Origin of the sequence: Streptomyces sp. NPDC008092, assembly GCF_042957285.1 — a bacterium.
Taxonomy (GTDB): Bacteria; Actinomycetota; Actinomycetes; order Streptomycetales; family Streptomycetaceae; genus Streptomyces.
The window spans coordinates 501,253-516,427 of sequence record NZ_JBIBHY010000008.1 but is presented as its reverse complement, the minus strand read 5'-3'; the positions used below and the strand labels follow the sequence as shown (position 1 = coordinate 516,427).

The window sequence follows — 15,175 nt, the reverse complement described above, 5'->3', positions numbered from 1 at the left end:
GGACGGCTTCTCATCGCTGCTCGCTTTCTGAAGTGAACGTGCTTGTTGGGTCAGCGCCGTTGGATGCAGCCGACAGCCGGTGGTTCCGCGCGGATCGTGATCCGACCGGTCGGGAGGAGACCTGCGCCCAGACGACCGCGAGCCACACCAGCGCGCGGTCACCGTGCTTCTGCAGGTCGAGGCCGGTGAGCTTCTCGATCTGCTTGATCCGGTACAGCAGGGTGTTGCGGTGCAGGTGAAGGGCGGCCGTGGTGGAGGCACTGTCGAACTGGTTCTCGGCCAGGCAGGCGAGGGTCGCCGTCAGTTCGGCGTGGTCCCCGCCCGCCAGCGGGCCGAAGACACGGCGCGTCACCGCGTCGGCGAGTTCGGGAGAGCGCGCCAGGAGCAGCTGAGGCAGGAAGTCCTCGGCCCGGACCTGCCCACGCAGATGGGACCGCGATGCGACAGCGATCAGCAAACGCAGGTTGTCGACAGCGGTCCGGAGGCCGGTCCGCCCGGTCGCCGGGTCCCTTGCCAGGAGCAGACGTCGGTCGGCCAGGAACGGGGACCAGTCGAACGCGGGCCCGGTGAGTCCGGTGACACGAGCGTCCTCGACGAAGGCCAGGGCTCCGGCGGTGCGCAGGCGGGCCGCCAGCTCGGCGCGCTCGGCAGGGGTGGACCTGTCGAGCAGCACGACGAAGGGCACGTACGGAGGTGTCGGATCGAAGCCGAGCCGAGCGGCACGCTCCAGGTCCTCCACCGTGAGGGGAAGGCGGGCGCAGAGGCGGTCGAAGAGGGTGCGCGCCCGGCGGTCGCCCTGTGCGGACGGCAGGTCGGCCTGGTCCGCGTATGCCTGCGTGAAAGTCCGGGTGACCACGTCGAGGTAGCTGTCGATGTGACGCCGCCCCTGGTCGGTCCAGTCCGCAAGCTGTCCGCGTTCCTCTTCGGCCGCCAGGCCGAGCACGGCGTCCCAGAAGACGCCCGCGGCCCGGTGATGGAGGAGCAGGCCGCCGTCCAACGGCTGTCCGGCGGCCGCGCACTCCCGCGCCTGCTCGTACATCTCGGACAGGACGTACGAGTCCGGAGGCGTGCCCCGCACCATCCAGTGCAGGAGCAGGCCGGCGTTCCGGCGCAGTGAGGCACGAAGAGCGGAGGTCCCGCAGTCACGCGCCGTGCGCACGTATTCGGGCGTGTGGCGAAGTACGGATTCCACACGCTGGGCCACGGCATCGGCGTCGACGTGTTCCAGGACGTCGCGCAAAGCCGCTGCCGCGGCGGCGGCGCGCTCGGATCTGCCGGTCATGACGGACAGGCACGTACCGGGGAGAGAACCGACCGCTGTGCCGTGCCGTCGTCTGCCGCGGCGCTCCGGGTGTGTCCGGTGGACGGCGTGACCCTGCCCCGGTACCGGCGTGATCCCATGGTGATTCCTTTCGTGGGGCGCATCTGCCCCGCGGGCCGGATGCGGGGCAGATACCCGAAGGCACGGGCGTGCTCCCGCGGGGAGACGGTCGTGTGACTGTGTCCACGCTTGACGGGCGAAGGGGCCCATCGCCCCGCGGCTGCTCCCGTTCGACGGTGTGTGTACCCCGGCCCACGACGGTGGCCGGCCGTCCCCGCGAGCCCGGCGTCCCGCACAACTGCGGTGTCAGCGGCGGACGTTGTGGCTTCCCCCTTGGTCCGACGACCATGGTGGACCGGTCGAGGGGGACCGCGCCAATGCCAATCTGTTCGATTCTGAAGCCGTTTCGGCATATGCCGTGATGGGCGTGGCTACGATGAGCCGCATGGACCTCGACATACGCCGGATGCGCTACTTCGTGGCCGTGGCCGAGGAGTGCAGCTTCGTGCGGGCGGCGAGCCGTCTCTACATGACGCAGCCGGCGCTCAGCCGCCAGATCCGTGCTCTGGAGGAGGATCTGGACGTGGTCCTCTTCCTGCGCGACCGGCAGGGCACCGTACTGACCCGGGCGGGGCACCAGTTGCTGGAGGACGCCCGGCCGATGCTGGCGATGGCGCAGGCGGTGCAGCAGCGGGTGCGGACGGCGAACCGGGAGGTGAACCAGTTCACCATCGGCTTCATGCCGGGTGTCATCGTCACCCCCATCGTGCGGGAGTTCGCCCGGATGGCGCCGCAACTGGACATCGATGTCGTCCACACCTCGATCACCGACCAGGTCGACTTCCTGCTCGACGGGCGGGTCGACGTCTGCTACGTCCGACTGCCCCTGCCCGAGGGCATGTTCGAGGTGGTCCCGCTCTTCCCGGAGCCCCGTGTGGTGGCGCTGTCCAGTGAGCATCCGTTGGCGGAGCTCAAGGCGGTGCACGTCGAGGATCTGCGGGACATGACGCTGCTGCAGGATCCGCGGGACGTACCGGAATGGCGCGGACGTGTCCCGCTCGATCCGGTCGCGCCGCCGGGAGACGCCGGACGCTTCCCGGCAACGATCGAGGAATGCCTGCAGACCGTCGCCTTCGGGTCCGGGTGCTATGTCATGCCGGCCGGGATGGCCTGCTTCTACCGCCGTGACGACGTCGTGTACCTGACGCTGGAGGGCGTCGCACCGCGCATGGTCGCCCTGGCCTACTCCAAGCACCGGACCATGCCCGAACTGCTCCAGTTCGCCGAGCTCTCCCGCCGCATGCTCGGCCCGGGCCCGGACTGACGCCCGGCAGCGGTGCCTGGGCCTGACCGGCATCCGTACGGGCAGCCGGTTGTGCTGCGCGGCCTCTCTCCCCCCCCGCACGTAGGGCCCGTGATCGGAGATCGCACTCCCGGTAGGGCCGTTGTGCCGGTGCCCAAAACGTGCAGATCATGTTGGTCCTGTGCACGTTGCGCGCGGCTGCCTCACGCGTCGACACTGACACGCAGGCAGCTGCGGTCGCAGGACCCGGCATGCCGGAAGGGTGCCCGGCAAGGTGCCCCCACCGTCTCCGCGGTGCGAGGAGGAGACCGGTACCGGACGTCGCTCAAGGGCGGCGCGGCGGCCGGGCGCCGAGCCCGCCACCCCTCGGTCCGGTCGAATGTCGAACGGCAACTGCGTTGGAGTTCCGCCCTCATGTCAACACTCGTCACCGTCGGACGTCACCGCCTGCAGCGCCTTCTGGGCTGCGGAGGTTTCGGCATGGTCTGGCTCGCCTACGACGACATGCTCGAAGCCCCGGTCGCGGTGAAGGTCATGGCGGAGAAGTGGGTGCACCGGCCGGACCTCCGGGAGCGCTTCCTGGACGAGGCCCGGCTGCTGCGCCAGGCCGCGTCGGACCGGGTGGTGCAGGTGTACGACATCGGTGAACTGCCGGACGGACGGCCGTACTTCGTCATGACCTATGCCGACAGCGGCACGCTGGCCGACCGGGTGGCCCAGGGGCCCCTGGCCGTCGACCAGGCGCTGCGGTTCGCGGTCCAGGCCGCACGGGGCGTGGCCGACCTGCACGCGGTCGGCATCGTGCACCGTGACATCAAGCCGTCCAACATCCTGCTCCAGACCGTGTCGGGCGGCCGTGAACGGCTGCTGGTGGCCGATCTCGGCCTGGCCAAGAGCCTGGCGCACGCCTCGGGACTGACGCAGGGCGTGGGTTCACCCGGCTACATGGCTCCGGAGCAGGTTCCGGAGGACCGACTGGTCGATGTCGACGAGCGGGCCGACGTCTACGGCCTGGGCGTCCTCACCTACGAGCTGCTGACCGGGAGCCTGCCGGGCTCGTCGGAACAACTCGACTGGCCAGGGCCGCCGCGACCCCAGGTGCCGGCGGCGGTCCGGCGCGTGACGCGACGCGCCCTCGAACCCGAGCGGGAGGGGCGCTGGGCCGATGCCGCCGAGTTCGCGGACGCACTCGAAGCCGCCGGTGCCACGACCACCCGCAGCCGCCTGTTCCGAGCCGTCGCACCCGGCAAGGGCACCGGCGCCCGGAGAGCGGGGGCCATACTCGCCGGGACCGCCGTCCTGGTGACCGCGGGATTGGCCACACGTGCGGCCTTCGAAGCGGACTCCGCCGTCGACACGAAGCCAAGCGCGGGCGCCGACAGCACAGCGATCGCCGAGCCGTACGCGTCCTCCGCGGCCTCGACATCACCGTCCCCGCACCGAGACCCCGCCGCGACGGCTACTTCGTCTTCACCCACACGGACCGCCGCGCTGCCGTCACCAAGCCCCTCGGCCGGACTCGGCGCCGGAGTGACGAAGACGACGAGGACGACGGCCCCTACGGGCAAGGCGCCGGACCCGGACCCGAGCGAGGCGGCATCGGCCTCGCCCCAATGGACCACATTGACCGTGCGACATGACCAGCAGTTGATGCCAGGGGAGTCCTGGCAGACCAACCGGACGACCATGACGATGCAGACCGACGGCAACCTCGTCATCTATGACGAGAACCACCACCGTCGCTGGTCCTCGGGCACCTCGGGCACCGGATACCGCGCCATCATGCAGGCCGACGGCAACCTCGTCGTCTACGACAAGGACACCTGGGGCGTCTGGAGCTCCGTCACCTCCGGGCACGACGGCGCCTACCTGTACTTCGGTACCGACGGCGACGTCAGCGTGGTCTACCAGGGCACCACTCTCTGGTCCGCAGGAACCCGGCACTGAACCGTCGCCGGCCGTCATTCTCCGTCGTCGGCGACCAGCGCATCCTGGTATCACAGCGCTTCGTCGCGCTCCGTCGCCGCAAACCACCGCGACTGGCACACCAGACAGGTCCTTTACGGCAATCCGCGTCCGACCGCACCGGCCTGACGGCCGCCGCCCAGCTCAACAGCTGATTGTCAGTCCCTCATGCGACGCTCGTGACATGGACGAGTGGGACCCGGAGAACGCCGACCCAAGCCAGCAGGTAGGAGCGCGGCACCACACGGTGACGCATCGGCCGCTCCTGTTCGCCGAGATCGATGTGGAAGCGGCGTCCGGGTGTCACGGCAGGGGCAGTTCCGTCCAGATGGTCTTTCCTTCGCCGGTGTAACGGGTGCCCCACCGTTCGGTGAGCTGGGCGACGAGGAAGAGACCGCGCCCGCCCTCGTCCTCGCTCCTGGCGCGGCGCAGCCGGGGCAGCGTGCTGCTGCCGTCCGAGACCTCGCAGATGAGGGCGCGATCGCGGAGCAGTCGTAGCCGGATCGGGCCGACGGCGTGCCGGATGGCGTTGGTGACCAGCTCACTGGCGACGAGTTCGGTGGCGAAGGCCAGCTCGTCCAGCCCCCAGGCGGTGAGCTGGGCGGTGACCGCCCCACGGGAGCGGGAGACGACCGCCGGCTCACTGGGCAGGTCCCACTGGGCGACCTGATCGGAGCCCATCGCGCGCGTTCGGGCGACGAGCAGGGCGACGTCGTCGGCCGGCCGGGCCGGGAGCAGCGCGTCCAGGACCGCATCGCAGGTGTCCTCCGGTTCCCGGCCGGCGCTTGCCAGGACGGCGCGGAGCTTGTGCAGGCCGGCGTCGATGTCACGGCACCGGTCCTCGACCAGACCGTCGGTGTAGAGAACCAGTTGGCTGCCCTCGGCCAGCTCCAGTTCGGCGGTCCCGAACGGCATGCCGCCGAGCCCCAGCGGCGGCCCCGACGGCAGGTCCACGAACTCCACCGACCCGTCGGGTTCGACCACCGCGGGCTGGGGGTGCCCGGCACGGGCGAGGGTGCACCTCCGGGACACCGGGTCGTACACGGCGTACAGGCAGGTCGCGCCGACGATTCCAGGGTCCGGGTAACCGGGCTCCACCGACCATGGCTCAGCCGGGTCGAGGCCACCGACCAGGTCGTCCAGCTGGGTGAGGAGCTCGTCGGGCTGCAGCTCCAGGGCGGAGAAGTTGTGCACGGCGGTGCGCAGCCGGCCCATGGTGGCGGCGGCATGCAGACCGTGGCCGACCACGTCGCCGACGACGAGCGCCACCCGGGCGCCGGACAGCGGGATGATGTCGAACCAGTCGCCGCCCACTCCGGCCTGCGCGGGCAGGTACCGGTAGGCGGCCTCGACGGCGTTCTGCTCGGGCCGCCCGCGGGGCAGCAGGCTGCGCTGCAGCGCCAGGGCGGTGTTGTGCTCACGCGTGTATCGGCGGGCGTTGTCGATACAGATCGCGGCCCGGCCGACCAGTTCCTGGGCCAGGGACAGGTCGTCGTCCTCGAAGGGGGCGGGTTTCTCGGAGCGGTAGAAGCTCGCCACGCCGAGGATCGTGCCGCGGGCCCGCAGGGGTACCGTGATCAGGGAGTGGATGCCCACCGAGAGCGCCCGGCCGAACCGTGCCGGTTCCTGGGCGATCCAGCCCTCGGCGTCGGCCAGGACGGGTTCGAGTACGGGTTGCCCGGTCTCCAGGCAGTGGGCCTGTGGGGTGGACGGCACGTACTGGACGGGGTCGCCGACGCCGTACACCGGCAGTTCCTCGCGCACGGTGCCCAGCGCGACCCGGCGCAGCGGCGTCTGCCCGCCGAGCGGCTCGGGCTCGTCACCGAGCAGCACGGAGTCGGGCAGGTCGACGACGACCAGATCGGCGAACCGGGGGACGGTCACCTCCGCCAGTTCCTCCGCGGTCCGGGTGACCTGCAGGGTGGTTCCGATGCACACGCTGGCGTCGTGCAGCAGTTCCAGACGCTTGCGGGCCAGCACGGCGAGCCTGCCGACGCCGGGCTCGCCGACGAGCAGCACCCAGCCGTCGGCCGAGCCGGAGTCACTGCCGTTCCCCTCGGTTGCGGCCCGGGGCCGGGGTTGCGGGCCGACCACGTCGAGGGCGGGCGCAGCCGTTGCCGCCGACGGGGGCGGCGGCCCGACCGCACGCGGGAGCACGTGCCGCCGCTGCACCGAGGCGGGCGTCGCCGGCACGGCGGTCAGGGGCGTCGCGGTCGGCCGCCCCGACTCGGTCGGCGCGGTGAGTCCGACATGGCGCAGGCTCGGACCGCCCAGGAGCCGGACCTCGACGACCGCCCCCGTCTCACCTGCCGCTCCCGTGACCGCGTGGCGCAGCAGCGTGGCTTCCCGCCCGCCGGAAAGGGCCACCGTGTCGAGGGTGCGCTGCGGTGTGGCGAGGAGCTCCTCGGCCTTCTCACGCAGCACGGCCAGGTCGATCCGGCCGAGGCGGCCGCTCTCGGGTCCGGAACTCGAGAGTGCACGCGGGGAGTGCTGTGGCCGGACACCGGAGCCATCCGTGTCGTGGCAGGCCCGCCGATACGCGGCGAGCAGCGCCCGTTCCCGCTCCGTGGCCTGTTCCAACAGCCGGGTCTCGATGTCGCGGGCGGCCTCCCGCACCAGTCGCAGCATGGCGGGGTCGCTGTCGCCACGCAGACAGGTGAGGTCGAGGACCGCCTCGATGCGCCCGCTGAGCGGGTCGCGGATGGGCGCACCCGCGCAGCTGAACGGCTGCAGGCAGTCGGAGAAGTGCTCACGGCCGGCGAGATAGATCGGGCCCCGCCCGGCCAGTGCTGTGCCGACACCGTTGGTGCCTGCGACCCGTTCCGAGGCATCGAAACCAGGGGCGAAGTTGATTTCGTCGAGGCGCTGGAGCAGCCGACGCCCACCGCCGTGCCGCTGGACCATGCGGGCCTGCGCGTCGCAGAGCGCGACCATCATGCTCATGTTGGAGAACGACGCGGTCAGATCCTTGAGCACCGGCTCGATCGCACGCATGAGACGGTCGTCCAGCTCCAGGCCAGGGGTGTACGGCAGCAGCACGTCGTGCGGCTCGACCCCTTCTGACCTGCATCGCTTCCAGGATTCGAGGATCGGACCGCGTACATCTCTTTCGACCTGTGCACCGGACAGAAAGCGCTCATGAGCATCAACGAGTCCGCCGATGTGGTCCCAGGCGACCGACACCCTGCTCACTTCCCTTGCCTGGAGCCCCCGTAACCGGGTCACCGCCTGTCAGGCCGCTCCGGGGGAGACTCTCCCGCTATAAGGTCCATTATCACGCGAAATGTGCACTACCACATGAAAATCCCGCGGAGCTGGACGTACTGCTAGGGAGGCGTACCGGGGCGTGCGGCCATTCCTCGGTCCGGTACCCCGTGCCGGTAGCCGAACCCGTCGTCCCTCAATCCCTGCAGATCCACACGAAGGCGATGACCCCACCCCGTGGACTCTTCTGGCATCCAGCCCCCGGTACGGCATCCGAGACCGACGACATCTGGGTGCACTGCGGCTTCACGGGCACCGGAATGTGGATCTCCCCGGCGAAAAACCGCTGGGCGGTGCTGCTGACCAACAAGCTCTACTGCACCCGCGAGCGCGGTCCTCTTACCTTGATCCGCGACAGGTTTCGTTCACTGGCTTTCTCTTGAGCGGTGGAACACCCTGTCTTCGGCTCATACGCGGCGAGCGCCTACCGGCAAGGCTTCAGGGCCACCGCAGGCCGGGCCAAGCGCATGCGCGACATCGAGACGCGGCTCGTGACGAGTCAGAAAGGAATTTTCCCCTGTAGGGGATTCTCCGAGGTGAACCGCCATTCCTTCCTTGCTCGAATCGCGGGGCGAGGCGCCTGACAGCCGTACGCCGGCCGCCGAGTGGCTCCTGGCCATTGCTTCCCCGGACGTACGGCTTCAGTGGTCGGCCGGCCGACTCGGCTCCGGAAGACGGGTCCTCGCCCATTCCGCAAGTTCTTTGAGCGCGGGCTCCAACGCGGCGCCCGCTTCCGTCAGTTGGTAGGACACCCGCAGTGGCGGCCCCTTGTCCACTTCGCGCACGACGAGTTCCGTGGCGGCAAGCTCGGTCAGGCGGTTGGAGAGCATGCGCTCGCTGATTCCCGGGATCGCCCGGCGCAGGTCGGCGAAGTATGTCGGTCCCGTGATCAGCACGGACATGACGGGGCCGGTCCAGCGCTTTCCGAGGAGCTGGAAAACGCGTGTGATGCCCTCGTTGACCTGTGCGCGGATCTCCGCGTCGTGACGGGCCGCGCTCTCGCGGGCCCGGTGCGTCGGCCGTTTCATACGGCGGGTGCGGTGCAGAGGGGTCCATGGGCGGTGTACCGACGGCGGCCCTCGCCAGGACGTCGGTCCCAACTGGTCCGCGTGGCAAGGAGGTTCCACATGCGGAATGCCCCCGCACCCGGCGTGCACAGTGCTCGGACGGCGGAACGTGGCCCGCTCGGGAGTGGCGGAAGCCACAGTGTGATTTCGCGGTCGCGCGCGCAGGTCATGGCGTCTCCTCGGTGGGTGGATGCTGGGACGGCTTGGGGTGTGGTGGTCCTGGCAGGACGATCAGTAACAGGTCAGCCTCTGAAGATTTGCTCGGACTGGTCGCGGTTGGTGATGTGCGGGTCCCAGTAGAGGGGGGAGAGCTGGTCGGCCGTGGCTCGTGGCTGTCCGTAGAAGGTGGGGGTGCCTATCGTCGCGTCGATGCCGATGTGGGCGGCTTGGATGCCGGTGTCGGCCAGTTCCTTGTGCAGGTTGATCGCCCAGTTGCGCAGTGCGGCCATGGCAGTGCTGATGGGGGCGGTCGGCGGCTGGGGGTTCATGGAGCCGGCACTGGTGGTGAACAGCAGGGTGCCGGTTCCGGCTTCGCGCATCGCGGGCAGCACCGCCTTGGCGGCGGCGATGGCGCCATAGAGGTGATACTCGATCTCGTGCTGCACGTGCGCGAGTTCGATCCCGGCCGGGGTGGTCGCCTCGATGGTGTCGGGCCCAGCGGACGGGGAGTATTCGAGGACGTCGATCCTGCCGAACTGTGCGGCGGCGTCCTTGAGGGCCTGGGTGAGGGCGTCGGGGTCGAGTACGTCGGCGGGGAAGGCGGCGGCGGTGATGCCCTCGGCGGTGAGGGTGGCGACGAGATCGTCGAGCTTGGCGGGGTTGCGGGAGATCAGGGCGACGTCGTAGCCCTGGGTGCCGAAGGTACGGGCGATGGCCAGACCCAGCTGGGGGCCGGCTCCGACAATGGCGATGCTGGTCACAGCGATCCTTTCGTATTGCACCGTCGACGAGAGACGAGCGGCGCTGAAGAGACGGGAGATATGGAGAGGCTTATCCGTTTCAAGATCCGGATAGCCCTTTCCGGTTCACTGCGACCACCGTAGCACAAGAAACGGATAGGGCTTTCCGATTGCTAGACTGTCCGGTATGAGCCCCGGCGACCAGCACTCCGACGCCCCCACCGCCCAGCCTGTGCGCAGTGACGTCGAGCGCAACCGCGGCAGGATCCTCGCCGCCGCACGCACCGTGTTCGGGCGCGACGGCCTGGGTGCCTCCATGGCCTCGGTGGCCCGCGAGACAGGCGTCGGGATCGCCACCGTCTTCCGGCACTTCCCCGCGAAGGAGGCGTTGGTCGCAGCCGTCTTCTCCGACCGCATGGATGCCTACGCCGACGCGGTCGCCACCGCCCTCGACGACCCCGACCCCTGGCACGGTTTCACCGGCTACATCGAGACCGCCTGCGCGATGCAGGCCGCCGACAACGGCTTCGCCGACGTCCTGACCATGACCTTTCCCACCGCCAAGGCCATGGAGAAGCGCCGGAACGAGGCGTACGAGGGCATGGTGGAGCTCATCGGCCGTGCCAAGGCCACGGGTCGGCTGCGCGCGGACTTCGACCCCTCGGACCTGGTCCTGCTGCACATGGCCAACCTCGGGGTCGTCAACGCCTGCGGCGACGCCGCTCCCGACGCCTGGCGACGCGTCGTAGCCCTGATGATCCAGTCCTTCGAGGCCCCGGCCCGGGCCCCCCTTCCCGCTTCACCCGCGCACGACGATCTCTACAGGGCCATGCTCCGCACCGCCCCGGCGGGCGACACCGGTCCGCGGAAGTCCGACCAGAACAGCTGATCTTCCGAGCCCCTCCGTCAGCTTGCGGAGGGTGATGCCGGCAGGTTCTGGTCGGCGGCCCAGGAGGCGAGGATGCGCAGCCGGTCGTGGGTGGCGGAGCCGGGCACGGCGATCCAGACCGTCAGGTGCTGGTCGGGGTCGGTGTCGGCGGTGAGAGTGTCCCAGTCCAGGACCAGCCGGCGTCGCTGTGCGGTCGGCGTTGTTTGACGGTCCAAGGGCTGTCGGACACGGCATCGCGGTTCGGGGCGAGAGGCGAGAGCCGTGGTCCACCGGCCCGGCACCTCGTCCGCCTGACGGTGCGCGGCCTGCCCTGACACGTCGGGGACGCGATCTTTCCGGCGCACTAAGGTGGTTCACTTCGCCGTGCCCAGGTCCTGATCGGTTCCCGCCTGCCTGCTGCGGGACCGGGAGTGTCGCCGACGCCGGTCTCGTACCGGCCAGAGCAGGACATATGCGGTGGAGGCGATGGCGAAGCCCAGGCGGATCAGGCCGCGGGCCGCGTCATCGGGAACGACGAAGACCGTGCCGTACAGGGTGATCAGGCCGATCCAGCTCCACCAGGGCACCAGGCGCCGCTGTCCGATCACATCCCACAGCAGTGTGCCCAGCAGGACGGAGGCGGTGTAGTACGTGTAGACGCCGGGGTCCAGGGCGATCCGGGCGTTGGCGCCGAGCAGGACGACGGCGGGCCAACGGCCTCGCCGGACCGCGACGCAACCCAGCGCCAGCCCCACCGTGGCCTGTGCGGGCCGGTCCCAGGGAGGGGTTCGCGGATCGTCGACGCCGAGCCAGTGCAGCGCGGACGCAGGCTGGTTGGGGATGGTGAACTCGGCTGCGGTCAACGACTGCGGGGCACTGAGGAGGAACGGCATCCAGGCCAGCGCGACCAGAGCGGCGCACCACAGACCCGCGCGCAGCCACTGCCCCCTCGGTAGTGCGAGCAGCAGCGGCAGGAAGGCCAGCGCGGTCGGTTTGGAGTCCATGGCCAGGGCCAGGAAGACGCCCGTCGCAGCGGGGTTGCCGAGGGTGAGAGCGCGTACGGCAAGGGCTGTGAAGAAGAGCGCCAGTACGTCGTCGAGGTGACCGAAACGGACGGCGACCTCGATCCACATCGGGATGAAGGCCAGGCCCGCGATCAGCACCCGCTGCCGCAGTCGCTGGTGATTGGTGCCCGTGCCCAGGAGATGCCAGGCGGCGCTGCGTCCGACCACCACCAGGATCAGCAGACCCAGCAGGGACATCACAGCGGCGGCCAGGAACTGCCCGACGGACTCGGGAAAAGGGTTGAACAGGCCCGCCGCCAGGAAGCTGACGGGACCCATCTGGAGTTCGGGGTGGTGGGCGTACAGATTCAGACCGCCATCTGCCATGCCCGAGCCCGCGTAGAGCAACTTCCCACCAGTACGCAGGTAGTGCCAGGAGAACCCGCCGTGCGGCTGGACCACGGCGAACCAGAGGATTGTCCAGGAGGTGAGCAGCACCAGGTGTACCCGCTGGCTGATGGCCGACACGCTTTCTCGCTTCCGGTTCTTGTCGCCTCGCTCGGTCCCCGCACGTCATGCGCCCCTCCTGGAGATGGCCGGAAGACAGGGCAGGTTCTCGGTGTGAGGTAAGAAGCGGCCGCCTGGTCCGCTGAGCCGGACAGGCTACGGAGCGCAGGGATGCGGCCGGAAACAGCGGCAGTCGCTGTCGGGCATCCGCTGGACTTGGGCCGCCAACGGGAGCTCTCCACACCTCCGAGTCGACGGGCGTGCCCATGGCGTGCCCATAAGACCGGTAAACCACGGTCAACATCGGTGCGCTCTTGTCTTGTCAGGCGGTACGCCAGTCCGCATAAGGCCAGTTCAGAGGCCATCCAGCTGTCCAAGCGCCATCGCTTCCCAAGCTGAGAGAGCGAGTTCGATTCTCGTCACCCGCTCCATGATGAAACCCCCGGCCAGCGGCCTGGGGTTTGTTTGTTGCAGGACGGCGCCGAGCCTTGGTTACGCAAGCCCTGCTCGACGATTCCAACCCGGCCATGCGAGCCGGTGGTTCACAAAGCGCGGCATGTCCACCAGGTACAGCCGCCCTCGAAGACGCCGACCAGCGCCGCGGCGGGTGCCCCGTGCAGAAGGGGACGCCGCGCAAACTCCCCCAAGCGATCGGCCGGGGCTGCCGCCATCACGCGACAGGGGCCGAGCGCGAAGCGGCAAAGGCGGAGGCAGAAGCCCGAGCAGAGAGGGCAAGACTGCGATGAAGCCGTGTCGTCCGGTCATGCACGCGGGGCGGGCCAGGAGGTGAGGGGTAGTGGGCCGCGGTCGATGACGGTGCGGATGCAGAAGGTGCTGCGGGCGTCGCGAACGGGACCGATGGCCAGGATCTGGTCGGTGAGCACCTTTTCGAAGGTGCGCAGGTCCGGCACGGCGAGCTCGACGAGGAAGTCGGCGTCGCCGGAGACCACGTGGCAGGCGACCACGTGGTCGATCGCCTTGAGTGCCTCTTCGACCACTTGGGAGGTGGTGCGGGAGTGCTCGACCTTGAGGGAGAGGAACACCGTCAGCCCGAGGCCGAGGCGTTCGCGGTCCAGATCGGCCCGGTAGCCGGCCAGGACGCCGTCCTCCTCCAGCGCCTTGGTGCGGCGCAGGCAGGAGGAGGGCGACAGGCGTACGGCCTCGGCGAGGTCGACGTTGGGGGTGCGTCCGTGGCGCTGGAGATGGTCCAGGATCGCCCGGTCGATACGGTCGTACAGGGGGCGTGGCATGAAATGCAGCGTATCGGCTGTATCGCCGAACAATCCTGCACCGTGACGCCATACAGGCACTCACTACGCCATCGAGTGCCGGGCTTGGCGGCGCATTCTGGTCACGCGCCGCGGCCGCGAAGCCGGCCCCGCCGCCACCTCCGTACCCCCTCTCACCTCCCTTCGGACTGCCTCATGCACCCCTTCCCCCTGGAACCCGACCGCGCCACGATGACCGAAATGGGCCGTCTCGTCCTGAACCGTGTCGTCGACCGCACCGACAACCTCGCGGCACGCCCCGCGACCAGCCCCCTGTCCCCGCAGGCCAAGGCCGAGCTCGTGGAGTCCTTCCTGGCACCCCCGCCCGACCGGGGCAGCGGCCTGAAGGCCCTGCTCGCGCGCCTGGACGAGGCCGCCGACTGCGCTCTGGAGACCGCCGGGCCCGGCCACCTGGCGTACATCCCGGGCAGCGGTCTGTACTCGGCCGCGCTCGCCGAGTTCTACAACCGTGCCGTCAACCGCTACGGCGGCCTGGCCTCGGTCGCCCCGGCCCTCGCCGCGCTGGAGGAGAGTGTGATCCGCTGGATGGCCCAAGAGGTGTGCGGTCTCCCGGAAGGCAGCGGCGGCCTGCTGACCAGCGGTGGCTCGATGGCCACCTTCTCCGCGACGGTCGCCGCCCGGCACGACAGGCTCGGGGAGGATCTCGCCGGCGGCACCGTCTACACCACCGCCTTCGCCCACCACTCCGTCGCCAAGGCCGCCCGCCTCGCCGGCATCCGCGCCACCCACATACGGACCGTGCCGCACACCCCGGACCTCCGGATGGACCCCGAAGCTGCCGCCGCGATGATCCGCACCGACCGGGACGCCGGGCTGCGGCCTTTCCTGCTGGTGGCCACCGCCGGCACCACCGACACCGGCACCGTCGACCCGCTGCCTCAGCTGGCCGACCTGGCCCGCCGCGAGGGCGTGTGGTTCCACATCGACGCGGCCTACGGCGGCTTCTTCCGGCTCACCGCGCGCGGCGAGGAACGCCTCGCCGGTATGGAGCGGGCCGACTCGATCACCCTGGACCCGCACAAGACCCTGTTCATGCCGTTCGGCACCGGCGCCCTGGTCGTCCGCGACCTCGCCGCCCTGCACGCCGCGCATGACGGCACCGGCAGCTACCTCCAGGACATGGGAGCGGCGGGGAGCGTGCCGGACTCCGGTCACCTCGGACCCGAGCTGACCCACGAGATCCGCGGTCTGCGGGCCTGGCTTCCCCTGCACCTGCACGGGGTGGACGCCTTCCGCGAGGCGCTGGACGAGAAGCTCGACCTGGCCGACCACGTCCACGACACACTGTCCGGTGTCACGGAGCTGGAGGTCCCGCAGCGCCCGGACCTGTCCACCGTGATCTTCCGTATCCGGCCCGCCGGCGTCGGCCCGGCCGCCGCCGAGCGGGCCGACGAGGCCAGTCGCCGCCTGCTGGAGCGAATCAACAGTCGCCGGCGCATCGTGCTCTCCAGCACGATTGTCGACAGCCGCTACACCCTGCGCGTCTGCGTGGTCTCCCACCGCACCCACCACGACCGCATCGCCGAGGCGCTGGAGATCATCACCGCCGAGGCCGAGCGCCACACCACCGCGTAGCGATCTCCGGCCACCCATGCCTGGTCGCTTCGGCGGCAGCCCTACGAACGCTTGCAATCACGCCCTGATTGCCGTTGGCGAGCACGCAAGGTGGAGGCCGTGCACACCCCGCT

The 15,175-nt window shown here is 70.0% G+C and carries 10 protein-coding genes and 3 pseudogenes; 6 read left to right on the top strand and 7 right to left on the bottom strand.

What is annotated here, in order from left to right:
* Positions 1-10: 10 nt before the first annotated feature.
* Positions 11-1,282 (bottom strand): helix-turn-helix domain-containing protein, encoded by a 1,272-nt coding sequence (locus tag ACFZB3_RS27825; protein WP_391379708.1) that lies wholly within the window; start codon positions 1,280-1,282, stop codon positions 11-13.
* Positions 1,283-1,766: 484 nt separating this feature from the next.
* On the opposite strand from ACFZB3_RS27825, the gene ACFZB3_RS27820 reads away from it, so the two are divergent.
* The 3 genes and pseudogenes from ACFZB3_RS27820 to ACFZB3_RS27810 form a co-directional block, all read left to right on the top strand.
* Positions 1,767-2,645 (top strand): LysR substrate-binding domain-containing protein, encoded by an 879-nt coding sequence (locus ACFZB3_RS27820; protein ID WP_391379706.1) that lies wholly within the window; start codon positions 1,767-1,769, stop codon positions 2,643-2,645.
* A 393-nt stretch (positions 2,646-3,038) separates the two neighbouring features.
* Positions 3,039-4,571: a protein kinase gene (locus ACFZB3_RS27815; protein ID WP_391379704.1), complete on the top strand. Its 1,533-nt coding sequence runs from the start codon at positions 3,039-3,041 to the stop codon at positions 4,569-4,571.
* 26 nt (positions 4,572-4,597) lie between these two features.
* Positions 4,598-4,718, top strand: a pseudogene (locus ACFZB3_RS27810) (restriction endonuclease); the annotation flags it as partial.
* Between the two features lie 174 nt (positions 4,719-4,892).
* On the opposite strand, the gene ACFZB3_RS27805 reads toward ACFZB3_RS27810, so the two are convergent.
* Entirely contained in the window at positions 4,893-7,628 is a 2,736-nt protein-coding gene (locus tag ACFZB3_RS27805) for a SpoIIE family protein phosphatase (protein ID WP_391379701.1), read from the bottom strand.
* Positions 7,629-7,993: 365 nt separating this feature from the next.
* On the opposite strand from ACFZB3_RS27805, the pseudogene ACFZB3_RS27800 reads away from it, so the two are divergent.
* A pseudogene (locus tag ACFZB3_RS27800) lies at positions 7,994-8,236 on the top strand (serine hydrolase); the annotation flags it as partial.
* Positions 8,237-8,494: 258 nt separating this feature from the next.
* On the opposite strand, the gene ACFZB3_RS27795 reads toward ACFZB3_RS27800, so the two are convergent.
* Together ACFZB3_RS27795 and ACFZB3_RS27790 are read right to left on the bottom strand one after the other, a co-directional pair.
* Complete coding sequence (locus tag ACFZB3_RS27795; protein ID WP_391379699.1) at positions 8,495-8,881, bottom strand: winged helix-turn-helix transcriptional regulator; 387 nt, start codon at positions 8,879-8,881, stop codon at positions 8,495-8,497.
* Between the two features lie 281 nt (positions 8,882-9,162).
* Positions 9,163-9,840: an SDR family NAD(P)-dependent oxidoreductase gene (locus ACFZB3_RS27790; RefSeq protein WP_391379697.1), complete on the bottom strand. Its 678-nt coding sequence runs from the start codon at positions 9,838-9,840 to the stop codon at positions 9,163-9,165.
* A 166-nt stretch (positions 9,841-10,006) separates the two neighbouring features.
* Between ACFZB3_RS27790 and ACFZB3_RS27785 the strand changes: the two genes are divergently transcribed.
* Entirely contained in the window at positions 10,007-10,708 is a 702-nt protein-coding gene (locus ACFZB3_RS27785) for a TetR family transcriptional regulator (RefSeq protein WP_391379694.1), read from the top strand.
* A 17-nt stretch (positions 10,709-10,725) separates the two neighbouring features.
* On the opposite strand, the pseudogene ACFZB3_RS27780 reads toward ACFZB3_RS27785, so the two are convergent.
* The 3 genes and pseudogenes from ACFZB3_RS27780 to ACFZB3_RS27770 form a co-directional block, all read right to left on the bottom strand.
* Positions 10,726-10,884 (bottom strand): annotated as a pseudogene (locus ACFZB3_RS27780) (transcriptional regulator); the annotation flags it as partial.
* A 177-nt stretch (positions 10,885-11,061) separates the two neighbouring features.
* Positions 11,062-12,219, bottom strand: a complete 1,158-nt coding sequence (locus tag ACFZB3_RS27775) for a hypothetical protein (protein ID WP_391379692.1) — start codon at positions 12,217-12,219, stop codon at positions 11,062-11,064.
* A gap of 740 nt (positions 12,220-12,959) precedes the next feature.
* Positions 12,960-13,448 (bottom strand): Lrp/AsnC ligand binding domain-containing protein, encoded by a 489-nt coding sequence (locus ACFZB3_RS27770; protein ID WP_391379690.1) that lies wholly within the window; start codon positions 13,446-13,448, stop codon positions 12,960-12,962.
* A 219-nt stretch (positions 13,449-13,667) separates the two neighbouring features.
* On the opposite strand from ACFZB3_RS27770, the gene ACFZB3_RS27765 reads away from it, so the two are divergent.
* Positions 13,668-15,062, top strand: a complete 1,395-nt coding sequence (locus tag ACFZB3_RS27765; RefSeq protein WP_391379688.1) for an aminotransferase class V-fold PLP-dependent enzyme — start codon at positions 13,668-13,670, stop codon at positions 15,060-15,062.
* Positions 15,063-15,175 lie beyond the last annotated feature (113 nt).

Excerpts from the sequence above, each read along its gene's own strand:
- ACFZB3_RS27785 (WP_391379694.1), top strand. The coding sequence starts at position 10,007 with ATGAGCCCCGGCGACCAGCACTCCGACGCCCCCACCGCCCAGCCTGTG.
- ACFZB3_RS27770 (WP_391379690.1), bottom strand. The coding sequence starts at position 13,448 with ATGCCACGCCCCCTGTACGACCGTATCGACCGGGCGATCCTGGACCAT.
- ACFZB3_RS27825 (WP_391379708.1), bottom strand. The coding sequence starts at position 1,282 with ATGACCGGCAGATCCGAGCGCGCCGCCGCCGCGGCAGCGGCTTTGCGC.
- ACFZB3_RS27820 (WP_391379706.1), top strand. The coding sequence starts at position 1,767 with ATGGACCTCGACATACGCCGGATGCGCTACTTCGTGGCCGTGGCCGAG.
- ACFZB3_RS27765 (WP_391379688.1), top strand. The coding sequence starts at position 13,668 with ATGGGCCGTCTCGTCCTGAACCGTGTCGTCGACCGCACCGACAACCTC.
- ACFZB3_RS27795 (WP_391379699.1), bottom strand. The coding sequence starts at position 8,881 with ATGAAACGGCCGACGCACCGGGCCCGCGAGAGCGCGGCCCGTCACGAC.
- ACFZB3_RS27815 (WP_391379704.1), top strand. The coding sequence starts at position 3,039 with ATGTCAACACTCGTCACCGTCGGACGTCACCGCCTGCAGCGCCTTCTG.